14 protein-coding genes are annotated in these 20,039 nt (G+C 58.7%); 10 read left to right on the top strand and 4 right to left on the bottom strand.

What is annotated here, in order from left to right:
- Positions 1-193: 193 nt before the first annotated feature.
- The 10 genes from PseAD21_RS25275 to PseAD21_RS25230 all read left to right on the top strand — a co-directional run bounded on the left by PseAD21_RS25275 (position 194) and on the right by PseAD21_RS25230 (position 13,550).
- Positions 194-1,795, top strand: a complete 1,602-nt coding sequence (locus PseAD21_RS25275) for an ABC transporter substrate-binding protein (RefSeq protein WP_102358513.1) — start codon at positions 194-196, stop codon at positions 1,793-1,795.
- Between the two features lie 260 nt (positions 1,796-2,055).
- Entirely contained in the window at positions 2,056-3,681 is a 1,626-nt protein-coding gene (locus PseAD21_RS25270) for an ABC transporter substrate-binding protein (protein WP_102358512.1), read from the top strand.
- A gap of 301 nt (positions 3,682-3,982) precedes the next feature.
- Positions 3,983-5,581 carry an ABC transporter substrate-binding protein gene (locus PseAD21_RS25265; protein WP_102358511.1) on the top strand — a complete coding sequence of 533 codons (1,599 nt, stop codon included), beginning with the start codon at positions 3,983-3,985 and terminating at the stop codon, positions 5,579-5,581.
- Between the two features lie 174 nt (positions 5,582-5,755).
- Positions 5,756-7,168: an OprD family porin gene (locus PseAD21_RS25260; protein WP_102358510.1), complete on the top strand. Its 1,413-nt coding sequence runs from the start codon at positions 5,756-5,758 to the stop codon at positions 7,166-7,168.
- 78 nt (positions 7,169-7,246) lie between these two features.
- Complete coding sequence (locus PseAD21_RS25255) at positions 7,247-8,842, top strand: ABC transporter substrate-binding protein (RefSeq protein WP_102358509.1); 1,596 nt, start codon at positions 7,247-7,249, stop codon at positions 8,840-8,842.
- Between the two features lie 73 nt (positions 8,843-8,915).
- Positions 8,916-9,926, top strand: coding sequence for an ABC transporter permease subunit (locus PseAD21_RS25250; RefSeq protein ID WP_047597886.1), 1,011 nt, complete (start codon positions 8,916-8,918; stop codon positions 9,924-9,926).
- Positions 9,927-9,936: 10 nt separating this feature from the next.
- A complete protein-coding gene (locus tag PseAD21_RS25245; RefSeq protein WP_003221608.1) occupies positions 9,937-10,863 on the top strand; it encodes an ABC transporter permease subunit in 927 nt (308 codons plus the stop codon).
- A 10-nt stretch (positions 10,864-10,873) separates the two neighbouring features.
- Entirely contained in the window at positions 10,874-11,842 is a 969-nt protein-coding gene (locus PseAD21_RS25240) for an ABC transporter ATP-binding protein (RefSeq protein WP_095125386.1), read from the top strand.
- A complete protein-coding gene (locus tag PseAD21_RS25235) occupies positions 11,842-12,822 on the top strand; it encodes a peptide ABC transporter ATP-binding protein (protein ID WP_102358508.1) in 981 nt (326 codons plus the stop codon). The genes PseAD21_RS25240 and PseAD21_RS25235 overlap by 1 nt, the downstream gene beginning before the upstream one ends.
- A gap of 296 nt (positions 12,823-13,118) precedes the next feature.
- Positions 13,119-13,550: a DUF2087 domain-containing protein gene (locus tag PseAD21_RS25230; RefSeq protein WP_158242612.1), complete on the top strand. Its 432-nt coding sequence runs from the start codon at positions 13,119-13,121 to the stop codon at positions 13,548-13,550.
- Between the two features lie 60 nt (positions 13,551-13,610).
- Here the strand turns inward: PseAD21_RS25230 and PseAD21_RS25225 are convergent, their stop codons facing one another.
- Genes PseAD21_RS25225 through PseAD21_RS25210 form a run of 4 tightly spaced genes read right to left on the bottom strand, consistent with a single transcriptional unit; the run spans position 13,611 to position 20,023 of the window.
- On the bottom strand, positions 13,611-15,851 hold the full coding sequence (locus PseAD21_RS25225) for a PhpK family radical SAM P-methyltransferase (RefSeq protein WP_102358506.1): 2,241 nt from the start codon (positions 15,849-15,851) through the stop codon (positions 13,611-13,613).
- A gap of 60 nt (positions 15,852-15,911) precedes the next feature.
- On the bottom strand, positions 15,912-16,961 hold the full coding sequence (gene sbnB / locus PseAD21_RS25220; protein WP_102358505.1) for a 2,3-diaminopropionate biosynthesis protein SbnB: 1,050 nt from the start codon (positions 16,959-16,961) through the stop codon (positions 15,912-15,914).
- Between the two features lie 8 nt (positions 16,962-16,969).
- A complete protein-coding gene (locus PseAD21_RS25215; protein ID WP_102358504.1) occupies positions 16,970-18,256 on the bottom strand; it encodes a condensation domain-containing protein in 1,287 nt (428 codons plus the stop codon).
- Positions 18,257-18,259: 3 nt separating this feature from the next.
- Positions 18,260-20,023: a non-ribosomal peptide synthetase gene (locus PseAD21_RS25210; RefSeq protein ID WP_158242611.1), complete on the bottom strand. Its 1,764-nt coding sequence runs from the start codon at positions 20,021-20,023 to the stop codon at positions 18,260-18,262.
- Positions 20,024-20,039: the final 16 nt, after the last annotated feature.

Raw genomic sequence — 20,039 nt, 5'->3', positions numbered from 1 at the left:
CCAAAACGAAAAGACCTTGAAAGGGATGGCCGTAAGGGCGGAACCCCAAGCCGCCGTTACCGCAGCAACGGATATGTACACACCCCAGATATACCGAGACAAACACCCAAACAAGAAAAACGATATTTCCGAAGCCCCCCAAATCCCCGCTACCCTAAAAAACACAACCACCTCCAATCTACCCGGGGACTCCATGCCAAGATCCACCCTCAAACCGCTCTTGATCTCCCTGGCCCTGGCCGCAACCACCCCCATAGCGAACGCTGCCACAACCCTGGTCTACTGCTCCGAAGCCAGCCCCGCAGGCTTCGACCCCAGCCAATACACCAGCGGCACCGACTTCGACGCCTCCGCCGAAACCGTCTTCAACCGCCTCACCCAATTCCAGCGCGGCGGCACCGACATCGAACCCGGTCTGGCGACCCAATGGGACGTCTCCAGCGACGGACTCCAGTACACCTTCCACCTGCGCCAAAACGTAAAATTCCACACCACCGACTACTTCAAACCAACCCGCGACCTCAACGCCGATGACGTGCTGTTCACCTTCCAGCGCCTGCTCGACCCGGACAATGCCTTTCGCAAAGCCTCCCCCGCCGAGTCCCCCTACTTCACCGACATGGGCCTGAACACCACCATCAAATCGGTCGAAAAACTCGACGACCAGACCGTGCGCTTCAACCTGAACAACGTCGACGCCGCGTTCGTGCAAAACCTCGCCATGAGCTTCGCCTCCGTGCAATCGGCCGAATACGCCGCCCAACTGTTAAAGGAAGGCAAAGCCGCCGACCTCAACCAGAAACCGGTGGGCACCGGCCCGTTCGTGTTCAAGCGCTACCAGAAAGACTCGCAGATCCGCTACGCCGCCAACAAGGCCTACTGGAAACCCGAAGACGTGAAGATCGACAACCTGATCTTCTCGATCACCCCCGACGCCGCCGTGCGCCTGCAGAAGCTCAAGACCGGCGAATGCCAGGTCAGCGGCTACCCGCGCCCAGCCGACATCGAAGTGATGGAAAAGGACCCGAACCTGCGCGTGCTCAAGCAGGCCGGTTTCAACCTCGGCTTCCTCGCCTACAACACCACTCACCCGCCGTTCGATCAGCTCAAGGTCCGTCAGGCGCTGGACATGGCCATCGACAAACCGGCGATCATCAAAGCTGTCTACCAGAGTGCCGGCCAGCTGGCGCAAAACGCCTTGCCGCCGGCGCAATGGTCGTATGACCCAAATATCAAGGACGCACCCTACGACCCTGTAAAAGCCAAGGCGCTACTCAAGGAAGCCGGGGTTGCATCGGGTACCACCATCAATCTCTGGGCGATGACCGTGCAGCGCGCCTCCAACCCGAATGCGCGAATGTCGGCGCAGATGATCCAGCAGGATTGGGACAAGATCGGCATCAAGGCCAACATCGTCAGCTACGAATGGGGCGAGTACATCAAGCGCGCCAAGAATGGCGAACACGACGCGATGATCTATGGTTGGACAGGTGACAACGGCGACCCGGACAACTGGCTCGGCGTGCTGTATAGCTGCGCGGCAGTCAAGGGCAGCAACTACGCCAAGTGGTGCGACCCGGCCTACGACAAACTGGTGCAAGCAGCCAAGGTGACGACCGACAAGGCGCAACGGGTAAAACTGTATCAACAGGCGCAACTGATCCTTAAACAGCAGGTGCCGATCACGCCAATTGCCAACTCCACGGTGTTCCAGCCGCTGCGCAAGGAAGTGACCGACTTCAAGATCAGCCCGTTCGGCCTCACACCCTTCTACGGCGTGGGTATAAATAAGTAACACCAGGCCCCAACACGGCGCGCAAAACGTGACTCGCGCACCGTTTTGGGGCCCCGTTTGCACCGTAAAAAACGCTCGCAAACGGTCAAATGCGTCAGGATTTATACATATGCGACATTAAGGTACGTTCGTGCCACCGTTTAACGCTCGCTCACACTCTGGATCTTGCAATGGGTATGGCCCCTGCATAAGTATCCGCAGGCACGACTCACGAGGTCGTACCTCAATATTAAAAAATGACAACAAATCATGAGGCCAACATGCTTAAACACGCGGTCATTCCGTTTTTAGTCGGCGCAGGCTTGTTAGCCTCCGCACCTTTCGCATCCGCTGCGACTAACCTGGTGTTCTGCTCCGAAGGGAGCCCGGCCGGTTTTGATCCAGGCCAGTACACCACCGGAACCGACTTCGACGCCTCAGCCGAAACCATGTTCAACCGTCTGAGCCAGTTCGAGCGTGGCGGCACCGCCGTTATCCCTGGCCTGGCCACCAGTTGGGACATTTCCCCGGATGGCCTGACTTACACCTTCCACCTGCGTGAAGGCGTCAAGTTCCACACCACCCCGTATTTCAAGCCGACTCGTGAGTTCAACGCCGACGACGTGCTGTTCACCTTCAATCGCATGATTAACAAGGATGACCCGTTCCGTAAGGCGTACCCGACCGAATTCCCGTACTTCACCGACATGGGGATGGACACCAACATCACCAAGATCGATAAAGTCGACGACCACACCGTCAAGTTCACTCTGAAAGAAGTCGACGCCGCGTTCATCCAGAACATGGCCATGAGCTTCGCTTCAGTACAGTCCGCCGAGTACGCTGCCCAGCTGCTCAAGGAAGGCAAGGCTGCCGATATCAACCAGAAGCCGATCGGCACCGGCCCGTTCGTGTTCAAGAGCTATCAGAAAGACTCGAACATCCGTTACACCGGCAACAAGGACTACTGGAAACCTGAAGACGTGAAGATCGACAACCTGATCTTCGCCATCACCACCGACCCGTCGGTACGTATCCAGAAGCTGAAGAAGAACGAGTGCCAGGTCACCCTGTTCCCGCGTCCGGCGGATCTCGCGGCACTCAAGGCCGACAAGACCCTGAAGATGCCTGACCAGGCCGGTTTCAACCTCGGCTACATCGCCTACAACGTGATGGACAAGGTCAAGGGCAGCAACGAGCCTAACCCGCTGGCTGACCTGCGCGTGCGCCAGGCGCTGGACATGGCGGTGAACAAGCCGCAGATCATCGACTCGGTTTACCAGGGCGCCGGCCAACTGGCCGTCAACGCCATGCCGCCGACCCAATGGTCCTACGACACCACCATCAAGGACGCCAAGTACGATCCTGAAAAAGCCAAGCAACTGCTCAAGGAAGCAGGCGTCAAGGAAGGTACCGAGATCGTTCTGTGGGCGATGCCGGTTCAGCGTCCGTACAACCCGAACGCCAAGCTGATGGCTGAAATGCTCCAGTCCGACTGGAAGAAGATCGGCTTGAACGTGAAGATCACCAGCTACGAGTGGGGCGAGTACATCAAGCGCTCCAAAGGTGGCGAGAACCAGGCCATGATCATTGGCTGGAGCGGTGACAATGGTGACCCGGACAACTGGCTGAACGTGCTGTTCGGCTGCGACTCGCTCAGCGGCAACAACTTCTCCAAGTGGTGCGACAAGAAGTTCGACGGTCTCGTCAAGGAAGCCAAGCGCACTACCGACCAGGCCAAGCGCACCGAACTGTACAAACAGGCGCAACACGTCCTCAAAGATGCAGTCCCAATGACACCTATCGCTCACTCGACGGTGTACCAACCCATGCGCGCCAACGTGCAGGACTTCAAGATCAGCCCATTCGGCTTGAACTCCTTCTACGGCGTCAGCGTCAGCAATTAAGCCATTGCAGCGGCGACGTTCATGACGTCGCCGCTGTTTTAGCTGCCGGGAAGTTAGGAATTTGCCTACGGCCAATTCCGCTGCGGATGACTGCAGCGGCAGAGGACGCGTCGACTTTTCCTACGAGTTTTCAGGCAATTACGCATTTACTGCCAGACCCACGGCCCCTACCGTCGGGTTCTGACCAGTTTCTGCGTGGGCCACCGGCTTGCCGTACGTGCTGGATTGAGCTCAATGCCACCTCAACGTCCCTGGACGTGATCGCGGTGCATTGAACAACACTACAAAAAGAGGGAGCGTCATGCGCCATACCTTGGTTTTTTCCGCACTGCTGGGCGCCGGCCTGTTGGCCGCCACGTCCACCAGTTACGCCGCCAGCAAGAGCCTGGTGTTCTGCTCCGAAGGCAGCCCGGCGGGTTTTGATACCGCGCAATACACGACGGCGACCGACAACGACGCCGCCGAGCCGCTGTACAACCGCCTGGTCGAGTTCGAAAAAGGCGCGACCAACGTCGTACCGGGTCTGGCAACCAAGTGGGATATTTCCGAGGATGGTCTCAAGTACACCTTTCACCTGCGTGAAGGGGTGCAATTTCATACAACGCCGTACTTCAAACCGACGCGCGATTTCAACGCCGACGACGTGCTGTTCACGTTTAACCGCATGCTCGATCCGCAACAGCCATTCCGTAAGGCTTATCCGACCGAGTTCCCATATTTCAACGGGATGAGCCTGAACAAGAACATCGCCAAGGTCGAAAAGACCGGGCCGCTGACCGTGGAGTTCACGCTCAACAGCGTCGACGCTGCGTTCATCCAGAACATCGCCATGAGCTTCGCCGCCATCCTGTCCGCCGAATACGCCGACAAGCTGCTGGCCGAAGGCAAGCCGAGCGACATCAACCAGAAGCCGGTCGGTACCGGGCCGTTCGTGTTCAAGAGCTATCAGAAAGACTCGAACATCCGTTACACCGGTAATAAACATTACTGGGATCCGAGCCGGGTCAAACTCGACAATCTGATCTTCGCGATCAACACCGACGCATCGGTGCGCGTGCAGAAGCTCAAGGCCGGCGAATGCCAGATCACCCTGCATCCGCGCCCTGCCGATGTTGAAGCGCTGAAGGCTGATCCGAAACTGCAGCTGATTTCCAAGCCAGGCTTCAACCTCGGTTACATCGCCTACAACGTGCGCCACAAGCCCTTCGACCAGCTCGAAGTGCGTCAGGCTCTGGACATGGCGGTGAATAAACAAGGGATTCTCAACGCTGTTTATCAAGGCGCCGGGCAATTGGCCGTCAACGCCATGCCGCCGACCCAGTGGTCCTATGACGACACTATCAAGGACGCCGCCTACAACCCGGAAAAAGCCAAGGAGCTGCTCAAGGCTGCCGGCGTCAAAGAAGGCACCGAAATCACCCTGTGGGCGATGCCGGTACAGCGTCCGTACAACCCGAACGCCAAACTGATGGCCGAAATGCTCCAGGCGGACTGGGCCAAGATCGGCCTGAAAGTGAAGATCGTCAGCTACGAATGGGGCGAGTACATCAAGCGCACCAAGAATGGCGAGCACGACATCAGTCTGATCGGCTGGACCGGTGACAACGGGGACCCGGACAACTGGCTGGGCACCCTGTACAGCTGCGACGCCATTGGCGGCAACAACTATTCCATGTGGTGCGATCCGGCTTACGACAAGCTGGTCAAAGAGGCCAAGGTCGTCACCGACCGCGACCAGCGCACCATGCTCTACAAACAGGCGCAGCAGTTGCTCAAGCAGCAAGTGCCGATCACGCCTGTCGCCCATTCGACGGTCAACCAGCCGTTAAGCGCCAGGGTTGAAGGCTTCAAAGTCAGCCCCTTCGGTCGCAATGTGTTCTCGGGCGTCAGTATCGATTAACCCAACCGATTAGCCGCAACGCTGAGGGGGCTGTCTACCCCCTCACGCAAGCGCTTTGCCGAAATTCGCCGATCCGGCCTTTTGCAAACGTTTGCGATGTGTGAATGAGTTCTAAACCAATAACCGGCCAACCCAAAAAAGCCGGCATAAAAAGAAAGTAAAGGAGCTTCACCCATGAAACTGAGCAGCACCGCGATACTGGCCTTGGCCATCAGCAGCATCACCGCCACGGCTTACGCCGAGGAACAGAGCCAGGCGTTCACCCCGGTGACCGTCAACGAGAAAAGCGCCCAGGCTGATGCCACCGGCTTCCTCGAAGGTTCTACGGTCAGCGGCACGACCCGTAACTGGTACGCCAACGAGCAACTCAAGCGCGGCGGCAAGTTCACTTACCGCAAGGACGGCGTCGCCACCCCGACTGACCGTCGTATCAACTGGGTGCAGGGCACCATCGTCAATTTCAACTCCGGCTTCACTCAGGGCACCGTCGGTGTCAGCACTGAAGTGGCCGCGTACAACGCCGTAGCCCTGGATCGGAGCCGCAAGGATCTGGCGTCCAACAACGGTGGCGCACCAGGCTCGCGTCCAGGCGCAGGCAACAACCGTACGCTGACCAAGGAAGGCGGCGACGCTGAAGGCCAGTGGAGCAAACTGGGCCTGGCCAACGTCAAGTTCCGCGTGTCGAACACCACGCTGACCGCCGGTCGTCAGAATTTCAGCACCCCGATCGTCGACACCATCGGCAACCGTGCGCTGCCTTCGAGCTTTGAAGGTGTAAGCCTGCACAGCGAAGAACTGAACAACCTGTCGTTCGACGCCGGCAGCTTCGACCGCGTATCGCCGCGTACCGAAGAGAGCCTGTCGAAGTTCCGCTCCGAGTACACCAACAACAAGGCTGAAACCGATCGCGTGAGCATCGTCGGCCTGAACTATCAGCCGCTGAAAAGCCTGAAAACCAGCCTGTACGCCTCCAAGGTTGAAGACTTCTGGAACCAGTACTACTTCGGCGCCACCCACGAACTGGGTGACAGCAATGTCGTGAGCCTGACCACCGGCCTGAACTACTACAAAACCGTCGATACCGGCAAAAAAGAGATGGGCGAAATCGACAACGACACCTACTCGCTGTCGTTCGGCCTGACTCACCAGGCCCACAGCCTGACCTTCTCGTACCAGGCCATCAACGGTGACGAGTACTTCGACTATCTGCACGAAACCAACGGCATCTACCTGGCCAACTCCCTGCTGTCGGACTTCAACGGCCCGAACGAGAAATCCTTCCAGGTCGCCTACGGTCTGAACATGGCCGAATACGGCGTGCCAGGTCTGAAGTTCAATATCTACCAGGCTCGCGGCTGGGGCATCGACGGTACTCACTACACCGGCACTGCGTATGACGTACGCAACATGGACGGCGAGCACCACTATGAATACGGCATCGGTGCGACCTACGCGGTGCAAAGCGGCCCACTCAAGGCGACCACCATCCGTGGCACCTACACCGCTCACCGCGCCAGCGAAAACCAGTCCGATGGCAGCATCAACGAGTTCCGTCTCGTGACCACGGTTCCATTCAACATCCTGTAAAAAACGCCAACCGACGGCTGACTCATGAAGAGTCGGCCGTTCGGTTTTTTGTCTTCAACCGATTGCAGAGGGTTATCGATGAAAATGCTTCCCCTACGTGCGGCCGTCGCGGCTGCGTTGTTGAGCGCCGCCATCGGCGTCTCGGCCAAACCCTTGGTGGTCTGCACCGAAGCCAGTCCGGAAGGCTTCGATATGGCCCAATACACAACTGCAGTCACAGGCGATGCGGTTTCCGAAACCATTTTCAACCGCCTGGTGGGTTTCAAGCCCGGCACTACCCAAGTGATCCCGTCACTGGCCGACTCCTGGGAGATCAGCGATGACGGCCTGAGCTACACGTTCCATTTGCGCAAAGGCGTCAAGTTTCACACCACCGAATACTTCAAGCCGAGCCGCGACTTCAACGCCGACGACGTGGTCTGGAGCTTCCAGCGCCAGCTGGACCCGAATCATCCGTGGCACAAACAGTCGAGCGTAGGCTTCCCGTACTTTGAAAGCATGGGTTTCAAGGAACTGCTGAAAAACGTCGAAAAAGTCGATGACAGCACAGTCAAGTTCAGCCTGCCCCGCCGCGAAGCGCCATTCCTGGCCGACATCGCCATGGCGTTTTCCTCGATCTACTCCGCCGAATACGCCGACCAGTTGCTCAAGGCCGGCAAGCAGGGCGACTTGAACAACAAGCCGGTCGGCACCGGCCCGTTCATCTTCCAGCGCTACGCCAAGGACGCTCAGGTACGGTTCAAGGCGAATCCGGAATATTTCCTCGGCAAGCCACCGGCCGAAGCGTTGATCCTGGCGATCGCCGTCGACAACAACGTGCGCCAGCAAAAACTCAAGGCCAACGAGTGCCAGATCGCGCTGTACCCCAAGCCTGACGACATCCCGAGCATCAAGCAGGATCCGAACCTGAAAGTCGCCGAACTGGACGCGATGACCGTGTCCTACATGGCCATGAACACCCAGCACAAGTACATGAGCGACGTCCGGGTGCGCAAAGCCATCGATATCGCCTTCGACAAGGAAGCCTACGTCAACGCGCTGTTTGGCAAAGGCAACGCGACCGTCGCGGTCAACCCGTACCCGCCAACGCTGCTGGGCTACAACCATGATCTGAAGAACCCGCCCCGCGATCTCGACAAGGCCCGCGCCCTGCTCAAGGAAGCCGGCGTGCCGGAAGGTTACGTGTTTACCCTGTTTACCCGTAACGGCGGCGGCCCGACCAACCCGAACCCGATGCTCGGCGCGCAGATGATGCAGGCCGACCTGGCGAAAGTCGGGATCAAGCTCGACATCCGTGTAATGGAATGGGGCGAAATGCTCAAGCGCGCCAAGAACGGCGAGCACGACATCGTGTCGGCCGGATGGGCGGGCGACAACGGCGACCCGGATAACTTCCTGACGCCTATGCTCAGTTGTGAGGCGGCCAAGAACGGCGAAAACTACGCTCGTTGGTGCAACGAGAAATTCCAGGCACTGCTGGACGAGGCTCGGGCTAAAGTAGATCCGGCCGAACGCGCCAAACTCTATGAGCAGGCCCAAGTGTTGTTTAATCAGGACCAACCGTGGATCAGCATGGCCCACACCCGGATGTTCACTGCAATGCGCAACAACGTAGAGGGTTATCACATCAGCCCTCTGACAACCAATAACTTCGCCACCACCCAGGTGAAGTAGATAAGAAACTCCCGGCCTCCCTGACCCCAGGGTCGCCGGGCACGCCTAACCGGCTGATGAGGTACCACACAAGATGTTTAGTTTTATTGCCCGCCGACTGGGGTTGTTGATCCCCACGTTTTTCGGCATCACCCTGCTGACTTTCGCGTTGATTCGCATGATCCCTGGCGACCCCGTGGAAGTGATGATGGGCGAACGTCGGGTCGACCCCGAAATGCACGCTCAGGCAATGGAACGCCTTGGTCTGAACAAGCCGTTGTATGCCCAGTACCTGGACTACATCGGCAAACTGGCCCACGGCGATCTCGGCGAATCCCTGCGTACGCGTGAGAGCGTATGGACCGAGTTCACCTCCCTCTTCCCGGCGACCCTGGAACTGTCCATGGCCGCCCTGCTGTTCGCCGGCATCCTCGGTCTTCTGGCCGGGGTGATTGCGGCCCTCAAGCGAGGATCCCTGTTCGACCATGGGGTAATGGGCATCTCCCTGGCGGGGTATTCGATGCCGATCTTCTGGTGGGGCCTGATCCTGATCATGTTCTTCTCGGTGAGCCTGGGCTGGACCCCGGTTTCCGGGCGGATCGACCTGCTCTACGACATCGAGCCGCGCACCGGCTTCATGCTGATCGACACGCTGCTGGCCGATGACATGGGCGCGTTCCTCGATGCGCTGCATCACCTGATCCTGCCGGCCATCGTGCTCGGCACCATTCCGCTGGCAGTGATCGCGCGGATGACCCGTTCGTCGATGCTCGAAGTACTGCGTGAAGACTACATCCGCACCGCGCGGGCCAAAGGCCTGTCGCCGTCGCGCGTGGTATTCGTGCACGGCCTGCGCAATGCGCTGATCCCGGTACTGACCGTGGTCGGCCTGCAAGTCGGCACTCTGCTGGCCGGTGCTGTCCTGACCGAAACCATCTTCTCCTGGCCCGGCATCGGTAAATGGCTGATTGAAGCCATTGGCGCCCGGGACTACCCGGTTGTGCAAAACGGCATCCTGTTAATCGCCTGCCTGGTGATTCTGGTCAACTTCGTAGTGGACATCCTCTACGGCTTTGCCAACCCACGCATCCGTCATCAGCGCTGAGGTCCATACCATGAGCACTCCAACATCCTCAGTAGCCACTTCCGCCCCAAGCGCGGATCAAAGCCTGCTGTACCCGTCGCCGTACAAAGAATTCTGGCAAGCCTTCTCCAAAAACAAAGGTGCGGTTGCCGGCCTGCTGTTCATGCTGCTGGTGATTTTCTGCGCGATCTTCGCACCGTGGGTCGCGCCGCATAACCCGAGCGAGCAATACCGTGACTTCCTGCTGACGCCACCGGCGTGGCTTGAAGGGGGGCAGATGCAATTCCTGCTCGGCACCGATGAACTGGGTCGCGACCTGCTGTCACGGCTGATTCAGGGTTCGCGCCTGTCGCTGCTGATCGGTCTGTCGTCGGTGGTGATGTCGCTGATTCCGGGGATTCTGCTGGGTCTGTTCGCCGGTTTCTTCCCGAAAATGATCGGCCCGACCATCATGCGCCTGATGGATATCATGCTGGCGCTGCCTTCGCTGCTGCTGGCTGTGGCGATCGTCGCCATCCTCGGCCCTGGGCTGATCAACACCGTAATCGCCATTGCGGTGGTTTCGCTGCCGTCCTACGTACGTCTGACCCGCGCAGCCGTGATGGGCGAACTGAACCGCGACTACGTGACCGCCGCGCGCCTGGCCGGTGCCGGTCTGCCACGCCTGATGTTCATCACCGTGCTGCCCAACTGCATGGCACCGCTGATCGTGCAGGCCACCCTGAGCTTCTCCTCGGCGATTCTCGACGCTGCGGCGCTGGGCTTCCTCGGCCTTGGCGTACAACCGCCAACCCCTGAGTGGGGCACCATGCTGGCCTCGGCCCGCGACTACATCGAACGCGCCTGGTGGGTCGTCAGTCTGCCTGGTTTGACCATTTTGCTCAGCGTGCTGGCAATCAACTTGATGGGCGACGGTCTGCGCGATGCGCTGGACCCGAAACTCAAGAACGCCGCCTGAGGAGATTCCCATGTCACTGCTAGAAATCAAGAATCTCAACGTTCGCTTCGGCGACAAGACGGCTACGCCGGTGGTCGATGGCCTCGACCTGAAAGTCGACAAAGGCGAAGTGCTGGCCATCGTTGGCGAGTCGGGTTCGGGTAAGTCCGTGACCATGATGGCGCTGATGGGCCTGATCGAACATCCCGGCATCGTCACCGCCGACTCGCTCAGTTTCGACGGTAAAGACATGCTCAAGCTGAGCAATCGTCAACGTCGGCAAATCGTCGGCAAAGACCTGTCGATGGTCTTCCAGGACCCGATGACCGCGCTGAACCCGAGCTACACCGTCGGTTTCCAGATCGAGGAAGTGCTGCGCCTGCACCTGAAAATGTCCGGCAAGCAAGCGCGCAAACGTGCGATCGAACTGCTGGAAAAAGTTGAAATCCCGGGCGCCGCCAGCCGTATGGACGCCTACCCGCATCAACTGTCCGGCGGCATGAGCCAGCGTGTTGCGATCGCCATGGCGATTGCCGGCGAGCCGAAACTGCTGATCGCCGACGAACCGACCACGGCACTCGACGTAACGATTCAGGCACAGATCATGGATCTGCTGCTGGCGTTGCAGAAGGAACAGAACATGGGCCTGGTGCTGATCACTCACGACCTCGCCGTCGTGGCTGAAACTGCCCAGCGCGTGTGCGTGATGTACGCCGGCCAAGCGGTTGAAGTCGGCCAGGTGCCGCAACTGTTCGACATCCCGGCGCACCCGTACAGCGAAGCGCTGCTCAAGGCGATTCCCGAGCACAGCCTCGGCGCCTCACGTCTGTCGACCCTGCCGGGCATCGTCCCGGGCCGTTACGACCGTCCGCAGGGTTGCCTGCTGTCGCCGCGTTGCCCGTACGTGCAGGACAGCTGCCGCGCGCAGCGTCCAGGCCTTGATCCGAAAAGCCACAGCCTCGCCCGCTGCTTCTTCCCGCTGAACCAGGAGGTGGCGTAATGGCCGTCGTACTTACCGCCCGCGACCTGACCCGTCACTACGAAGTCTCCCGTGGCCTGTTCAAGGGTCATGCGACCGTACGCGCGCTCAACGGCGTGTCGTTCGAACTGGAAGCCGGCAAGACCCTCGCCGTGGTCGGCGAATCGGGCTGCGGCAAATCCACCCTGGCCCGCGCCCTGACCCTGATTGAAGAACCGTCGTCCGGCTCGCTGAAAATCGCCGGTCAGGAAGTCGCCGGCGCCGACAAGGCACAGCGCAAGCAACTGCGCAAAGACGTACAGATGGTGTTCCAGAGCCCTTACGCGTCGTTGAACCCACGGCAGAAAATCGGTGATCAACTGGCCGAACCGCTGCTGATCAACACCAGCCTGAGTGCCGCTGAACGTCGCGAGAAAGTCCAGGCGATGATGAAGCAGGTCGGCTTGCGTCCCGAGCACTATCAGCGCTATCCGCACATGTTCTCCGGCGGTCAGCGTCAGCGTATCGCCCTGGCCCGGGCGATGATGTTGCAACCGAAAGTGCTGGTGGCGGATGAACCGACCTCGGCGCTCGACGTATCGATTCAAGCGCAGGTGCTGAACCTGTTCATGGATCTGCAGCAGGAGTTCAACACCGCTTACGTGTTCATCTCGCACAACCTCGCGGTGGTGCAACACGTGGCGGATGACGTGATGGTGATGTACCTCGGTCGCCCGGTGGAATTGGGTCCGAAAAACGACATCTACGAACGTCCGTTGCACCCTTACACCCAGGCGCTGCTGTCGGCGACTCCGACCATTCACCCGGACCCGAACAAACCGAAAATCAAGATCGTCGGCGAACTGCCTAACCCGCTGAACCCGCCATCGGGCTGTGCTTTCCACAAGCGCTGCCCGTATGCGACCGAGCGTTGCAGCACCGAAGAGCCGGCGTTGCGCCAGCTCGACAGCCGGCAGGTGGCGTGTCACTACGCCGAGCAGTTCCTCGACGGCGCCGCCTGATAACGGTGGACGAAACTGTGGGAGCGGGCTTGCTCGCGAATGCGCTGTGATAGTCGAAGATGGTAGTGACTGATTCACCGCTTTCGCGAGCAAGCCCCCTTCCACAGGAAACTTGAGTTGTAGCCGAAGCGTTAACCAAACCCCTTCTTCTTCGATTGCGCATCAGTCGAGGAAGAAGGGGTTTTCTTTTGCCGGCGGCACCCACGCAAAATTGCACGACAGCCGCCATACTGGCTCACTCGTACCAGACATCAGCGCTAAACTGTGGGCCCCATTCATACCCAAGGAGCAAGACATTGGACAAGGAACTTCCAACAGATTTCGAGCAGTTCGTCGAGACACTGACGCGCTTGAGCAACAAGAACGGTTTGACCCTGGGCCGGCTGAATCGTCAGGAGCTGGCGGTCTTGCTCTTGTACCTCAGCTCTGCGCTGAAAGCCGACGAACGCTATAACGAACGTGAAGCGACCGCGCGGCTGGATCAATGGAAAACACAGTACGCCCCCATGCTGCGAAGCGATGTGGTGGAGCTGCGGCGGACACTGATCGACGGCCACTACTGGATGCGGGAGCCCGACGGGCGCGGCTATGAGCTCGACGCGGCCATTGCGGGCCATCCGTTGTTCATCCGACTGGTTGAGGAGCGTTTGGAAATGCGCATCGCCGAACAGCTGCTGGCGACCGCCCGCGCCCGCGAAGAGCGAAAGAGAGCGGCACTACAAGGCTGACCTGCGGCGCCTTCAAGGATCAGGGGGAGGAGCCCTTGGCGTTCTCCCCCCTAACCTCGTCTATTGCACTCTGACGAAAACGGCCTGCTCGGCAAGCGCGCTTTGCGCATTCGCAAGGTGAAGCTCCGGAGCCCATCGGACAAAATTGCTCAGCACCCGGCCCTGTCCGGTACTCGGCAGTAGCAGGTGCATGTAAAGCCCGCTGTCGGATGACGGGGCGACGACATTATTGGCGAACACGCGAAGCACCGGCTGACGCAATACGATGCCGCAAGCACCCAGCCGTGAATTGCGCGACAGCACATAGTTGTCGTGGATATCGAGCACTGGCGCCCTGGCAACTAATGTGGCGACGCGATCATACAAAGCGGCTTCGCTGCAGCGGTCGATATCATCGACCGCAATCAATCGAGCGCCTTCTTCGACGACATATTGCACAAGAAATCGATCGCCCTGCAGAACGCCGCAAGCGTGCTTCAAAAGGGCCACGATCCAGGCAACGCCCTGATCGCTGCTACTGGCCAAACACTCGGGCCAGTTCAGCGCTGTTCGCATCTGCTCCCCCGTATGCACCGGCATTGACCCGACATTCTGCGGGTCCAGCCACGCGGCAGCAGCCTGCAAGCGCACTTCGGCTGCCTTGAAGCAAGTCGCCGATTCCATCGATAACCCGGGCTGCGGCACCGCGGGGCTCTGTGCCGGCAGGTTGGCACTGAATCTGAAGCGGTCAATGATCGCGTCTGGCAACTCAGCTTCATCGCCGTGCAACAGCTGATGTTTGACTCCCGCATTGAAGCCGTCCAGATACCCGAGGATATTGCCCTGCGCCATTCCTTGGCGATGCAGGTAAAACAGACTCCACTGCTCAAAGCCGAATTGCGGCAGCCAGGTGGAGTTTTGAGCGGTGAGAAAGAATCGCTCGGTGATGGAGGCGGCCAGTTCGCTGTTCATCGTATCGTGTGCCCAGTCGAAACCCGACCCGGTAATGCCGTATTTCTCGCGGTCATTCCAGATGGGCGTCAGCGGATCGCAGTACCAGACCTGTGCGCGGAAGGTGTCCGGCCGAAAGGTTTCGATGAAGTCCAGGCTCTCTTGCACCGTGTGGATGGTTTCCCCTGGAAAGCCAATGATGAACGAAGCGTGAGTCGCAATGCCCACCGAGCGGAATGCACTGATGGCCTGTTCATAGTTCTTGCGGCGTGACGTCTTGCGCATCAGCGCAAGCATCTTGTCTGAGGCAGACTCGATACCCAGAAAAACGCCTTCACACCCTGCACGCGCCATCAGCTCAATGGTTTCAGGATCGCCCTGATCAGAGCGGTAGAAGGAGTTCCACTTAAAGTTGTACTGGTTGTCGATCATCATCTGCATGATTTCCCGGAAGCGCTGCTTGGGCACATTGAATGTGTCATCCAGGAACGTCAGCGTATCCACGGTGCCTATCGCTTTCACCGCGTCCAGTTCGCGTTCGACATCGCTGGTGGACAAGTAACGGTACTTACCGGCTCGCTGGGGAAACCCGCAGAATGCGCAGGAATACGGGCAGGATTTAGCCGTACGCGTAGACAGAAACCGTCCTATGCCACGCGGTTCGAACAACCTGTAATTGACGAAGTTTTCCTTCAGCTCGTTGTACTCGGGTTCATCCGCACCGAACACCCACGTATCGCCGTCAAGCACCGCCGTGCGGCTCAACCCGATAACTGGCCTGTTGTGGTTGAGCGCCTCCAGCACCTGGCGAAGCGTGTCCTCGCCCTCATTGCTGTTGATATAGATATCGCCGCCAAGAACACTCAGGTAATCACCGAGCATCTCCAGGTCGTGGGCCTTGAACAAACCGCTGATATAAGGCCCGCCGATGATGATCTGCACCTCGGGCGCACAGGAGCGCACGAAGTCCACGATCTCCTGCACCGGATGGGGCATCACATAGAGGGTCGTAGTGATGACTACGGTGTTGATCGTGCCGGACGCCAGTTTTTGTGCAAGAACGGCCTTCTCGTTTTGAAAAAGATTGACGTAGTCAAAGGCGATGCCGTGCTTTTCGAGATAAGTGCCCAACACCATCACGACCGGCCACAGAAAGTCGGCATTGTTCAGGTTCAGGTTCGTCAGCCCCTGCACCTCACGTGTCTTGTTCAGCACGCCCAATGCATGAACCCGCGAACCTTCATAGTTGACGAACGCCAAACGTAGATCACGTTTCGCTGCCGCTTCAGGTGCAAGTTGATCGAGCATCTGACAATAGTCGTCAAACGAAAAATCGTTGAAGCCGATGATCATGCATTTTTTGTTTTGCATCGGGTCACTCCTCCCTGGAATGGAACATGCGAAGGCTCGCGTCTCAGCTCCTTGATTGGTTCAGCCTTGGGCCGTGGCCCACCGTCGCGTATCAGGAATGAAGTCCGCGATGTTGGTATAGGATCCGGCCTGCAGACACTTGTCGACGAACAACTGCCCAACCACGAGGTCGAGAACACCCAAGCCGAACGGTGAAAAAATCAGCGGGCGCGAACGGTCAATCAAGCTTGGGTTGTTGAGGATGTGCGCGAGCGTGCCATGCACGAATGACCGGTCGCCATACTTCTGCTCAGCCAGATGGGGCGAAGTATTGGCCTTCATGCAATGCTCCACATCATCGAACATGTTGAACGCGTGCCAGATGATGTCCGGGCTGATATCGCGCAGCGAGACATTCAGAATGATCTGGCCGGGGGCGAAGACATCGTCTCCCGAGACGTAAGGCGTACCGGCGTTGGTGGCGAAAACAACGATGTCGGCAGCACTGATCGCAGCCTTCCAGTCCTCGACGAAAAGCGCTTGCTGACCCGTCCCCGCCTCGACGTGGTGACGAAGCTCGGTGGCCGACGCTACGTCCAGATCGCAAACGGTGACCTGATCGAACTTCCAGCCATCGGCCATGAAAAAATCAAAGATCGCGCGGGAGATCACCCCGGCGCCGACGAATGTGATTTTCAGCGCTTTCTTCGGATCCGCCGCCAGCGCCCTCGCGGCGACCACCGCAGAAGCCGCCGTTCTGGCCGAACTGATTTGCGAGGCTTCCAGGCAAGCCACCGGGTAACCCGTTTCGTAATCGTTGAGCAGCAGAACAGCCGAGGCGCGCTGCAGATTTCGCTCGATGTTCTTCGGATAACTGGCAATCCACTTGATGCCCGAAATGGGCGTGTCATTGGCAATCGCAGCAGGCAAGGCAATGATTCGATCCGATTGACGCTCCTCGAACCTCAGGAAATAGCTGTCGGGGTTGTTGGTCAGGCCAGCGTCGTGCTGCAGGTAGGTCGCTTCGACCAGACGCAGAATATCCTGGCGTAACGAAGGCATCAGGCTGGCGATCTGCGAACCGGAAACGACGGTCAATGCATGGGATGACAGGTGTCGGGAGTCTTTCATGGGAGGTCTCATTGAATGGCTTCGTGGTTTAAAGCCGCTGTGTCACGAGCGCTTGCTTCGGCCTCCAGGAGACAGAATCGATCTAACGTTTCGCTCAGCAGGTGTTTTAGTTTCAGCATGTTTTGAGGCGAAATTCTGTCGGCCTGGTACTGCAGCTTGATAAAGCAATGGTCAGCCGTGACAGGCACCCACATGAACAGCGGCCACGGCTGATAGTCGGGAAGTTGGACCTGAGAGACGGCGACGCCTTCAAGATCCCAGCCTTCAAACGGGCTTTCGGCACCGATATGAATTGGCAGGCTTTGCCTGATTTCGGATTCGTCGATGATTTCGCCGATCGAAAGACCGACGCTGTCGAAGGTTTCGTAGAGTGAATCAGCGACATTGAGGATGTGAGCCTGCAACGAGAGTTTCGAATCGACCCTTACCCGCAAGGGAATACGCGCTGACAGGTAAGCGACGACGGTTTGCGTGCCTTCTGTCCAGCGCGGCGTCACATTGGTCTGGATCAACAGATCGTCCGAGGCGCAAAAATGCGCGAGGGCGATAGACGCCGCTGCGGTGTAAACCACAAAGGGGGTGACATCCAGCGCATTGCAGAGTCGGTTGATCGCGCCGTGAACCGCTGCACCGGGAGTCATCACATCGAAGGTCGATTTGCCTTGCGCGCTGTCGCCGCTGAGCAGATCCGGAATCAGGGGAATCTTCGCGTCCTTGAGATACTCTCGCCAGAACAGCGCCTGACGCTGTCGCTCGTCGTGCGCCAAAGGCATGGCCAGCGTTTCATGATCGAAGGTGAGTGGCTCCAGCAATGGCTCCGGTGCGGCGGATATCGCGCCGTTGTAGGCGGTCGCCAGATCATCGAGGATCACCTCCAGCGACCACGAGTCGACCACGATGTGGTGAATGATCAAGGCAAACAGATGACGATCAGGCCCGAGCTTTTTCAGGTAGCCCCTGAACGGTATGTCCACCTTCAGATCAAGTGGCCGCCGGCACAGATCCTCGATACAGTCCTCCAGCCGGGACAACTCGAACGGTTCGCTATCGACGCTCAGCACATCGTGCACCTGTGCTCCGGGAAAACGTCGCACGCCTTCTGCCGTTTCGTGGAAGTGCGATCGCAACTGTTCGTGACGATTGACCACCGCGTCCACCGCTCGTCTGAATTGCGCAATATTCAATGATCCGTCCAGCACGAAACCAATGCTCACGCAGGCAGTTTCGGCAAGATCGTAGGCGCTCGAAGCGCTCCAGTAATACCGTTGATATGGATTCAGTCCTTTACCCGCCATCACCTACTCCTCGATCAGACAGGCCATTTGCGCCAGGGTCGGGGCGCCAAACACGCGCTTCAGATTGACCTGAATACCACTGCGTTTCATCAGCGCAACGAGACGCATCGCCAAGAGGGAGTTGCCGCCCAATGCGAAGAAATTCGCCTCACGGTTCTCGATCGGGCGCCCAAGAATCTGGGCCCAGATCAGCGCCAGGGTTTCTTCGTGAGGTGTCATTGCCTCTGCGGCTGCGCCTTCATCCGTCACCTCGGCCAACTGCGTGATCAATGCTGCCCTATCGACTTTTCCCGCCGGATTGCGCGGCAGTTCATCCAGAACGAGGATGCGCGCAGGCATGAAGTAAACCGGCAACTCGGCGCTGATTCTGGACCTCAGTTCAGCTTCCAGCTGCGCCCCGTCAGCGTTGTCCGACGGGGTCACAAACAGCGCGATTCTCACGCCCAATGTGCCGGCATCGACGCAACAGGCGTGGCAGCTCCGAATTCGCCGCGAAGCCATCGCACAGGCCTCGATCTCCGCTAGCTCAACGCGATTTCCGTTGATTTTGAGCAGATCGTCCTTACGCCCCTCGAACAGGATGTCGGCGTTCACATCGCGCCTGGCGAAATCGCCGGTGCGAAAGCTCAGGCTGTCATCGCCATCCAGGCCACGGACAAACCGCGCATCGCTCAAGTCCGGATTGCCCAGATAGCCCAAGGCTACACCCACTCCGCTGATGTAGATCTCACCCAGCTCGCCATCCGGTACTTGCTCCAGCGCTTCGTCGAGGATGCGCACCGTAACGGCGGAAATCGCCTGACCGATATTCGCCGGTGAGGTATCAAGGGTGCACAGCTTGACCGTTGTCGCGACTGTGGCTTCGGAAGGCCCATAGGCGTTGATCAAACGGACTCTGTCTGCCCAGTTGGCAATCACTTCATTGCTGCACCTCTCGCCGGCCACGATCAATGTACTCAGGCTGATCGGCAGTTCGGGCGGCAGCAGTGATACCAGTGACGGCGGCAACGTGGCGACATCGATCCGACGATTGCACAGCAGACTTTGCAGGCTGTCGAAATCCCGCAGCGCGTGGTCGGCCACCGCAACCAGACAGCCACCAGCGAACAGGGTCATGGCGATTTCGGCGATGATTGCGTCGAAACAGACCGGGGAGAACATCAGCACCCGGCTGCCCTGCTTGATGCCATACGTCAGTGCATGGCGCGCAAGGTTGGGGATGCCACGGTGTGAAACCATCACCCCTTTCGGTTGCCCGGTAGAACCTGAAGTAAAGATGATGTACGCCAGGTCTTGTGGCGTTATCCGCGGTTGGTCGAAGTACAGGAACTGTGCGGCATCGCGAACCTGACCGAGGGTCACGACCTTTTCTGCGGCCAGGGCGCGATTATCGCCGACGGTGTAGCCGTCGGGCACCAGAACCAGCTTCGCCGTGGCTGCATCCAGTTGCACGGACAAGCGGGCTGGCGCGGCGTCCAGGTCCATGAGGACAAACGCTGCACCACTCTTCATGACACCCAGCAAGGCCACCAGCAGATCCTTGCCGCGCGGACAACCAATGGCAACTATCGCACCTGCACCAATCGCGTTGTCTGCCAGATAGGCCGCGATCAACTGACTGTCTGCGTCCACTTCGGCATAGGTATATGAAACACCGCCATCCTCGATGGCTGGAGCATCCTTGAGGTCGTGGCTGACGCGGGCCCATTGATCGAGAAAGATCTGTGTTTGCGCGATACCGCTCGGGGGAAATTGTAGTTGTGACAAGCTAGGTTCCTTCCGC

This window comes from Pseudomonas sp. AD21, from assembly GCF_002878485.1.
Taxonomy (GTDB): domain Bacteria; phylum Pseudomonadota; class Gammaproteobacteria; order Pseudomonadales; family Pseudomonadaceae; genus Aquipseudomonas.
The sequence above is the reverse complement of the archived record's forward strand: the minus strand, read 5'-3'. Positions and strand labels throughout refer to the sequence as shown.

Bases quoted from the DNA above. Each gene is read 5' to 3' on its own strand.
- PseAD21_RS25275 (WP_102358513.1), top strand. From the start codon at position 194: ATGCCAAGATCCACCCTCAAACCGCTCTTGATCTCCCTGGCCCTGGCC.
- PseAD21_RS25270 (WP_102358512.1), top strand. From the start codon at position 2,056: ATGCTTAAACACGCGGTCATTCCGTTTTTAGTCGGCGCAGGCTTGTTA.
- PseAD21_RS25265 (WP_102358511.1), top strand. From the start codon at position 3,983: ATGCGCCATACCTTGGTTTTTTCCGCACTGCTGGGCGCCGGCCTGTTG.
- PseAD21_RS25260 (WP_102358510.1), top strand. From the start codon at position 5,756: ATGAAACTGAGCAGCACCGCGATACTGGCCTTGGCCATCAGCAGCATC.
- PseAD21_RS25255 (WP_102358509.1), top strand. From the start codon at position 7,247: ATGAAAATGCTTCCCCTACGTGCGGCCGTCGCGGCTGCGTTGTTGAGC.
- PseAD21_RS25250 (WP_047597886.1), top strand. From the start codon at position 8,916: ATGTTTAGTTTTATTGCCCGCCGACTGGGGTTGTTGATCCCCACGTTT.
- PseAD21_RS25245 (WP_003221608.1), top strand. From the start codon at position 9,937: ATGAGCACTCCAACATCCTCAGTAGCCACTTCCGCCCCAAGCGCGGAT.
- PseAD21_RS25240 (WP_095125386.1), top strand. From the start codon at position 10,874: ATGTCACTGCTAGAAATCAAGAATCTCAACGTTCGCTTCGGCGACAAG.
- PseAD21_RS25235 (WP_102358508.1), top strand. From the start codon at position 11,842: ATGGCCGTCGTACTTACCGCCCGCGACCTGACCCGTCACTACGAAGTC.
- PseAD21_RS25225 (WP_102358506.1), bottom strand. From the start codon at position 15,851: ATGCAAAACAAAAAATGCATGATCATCGGCTTCAACGATTTTTCGTTT.
- sbnB (WP_102358505.1), bottom strand. From the start codon at position 16,961: ATGAAAGACTCCCGACACCTGTCATCCCATGCATTGACCGTCGTTTCC.
- PseAD21_RS25215 (WP_102358504.1), bottom strand. From the start codon at position 18,256: ATGGCGGGTAAAGGACTGAATCCATATCAACGGTATTACTGGAGCGCT.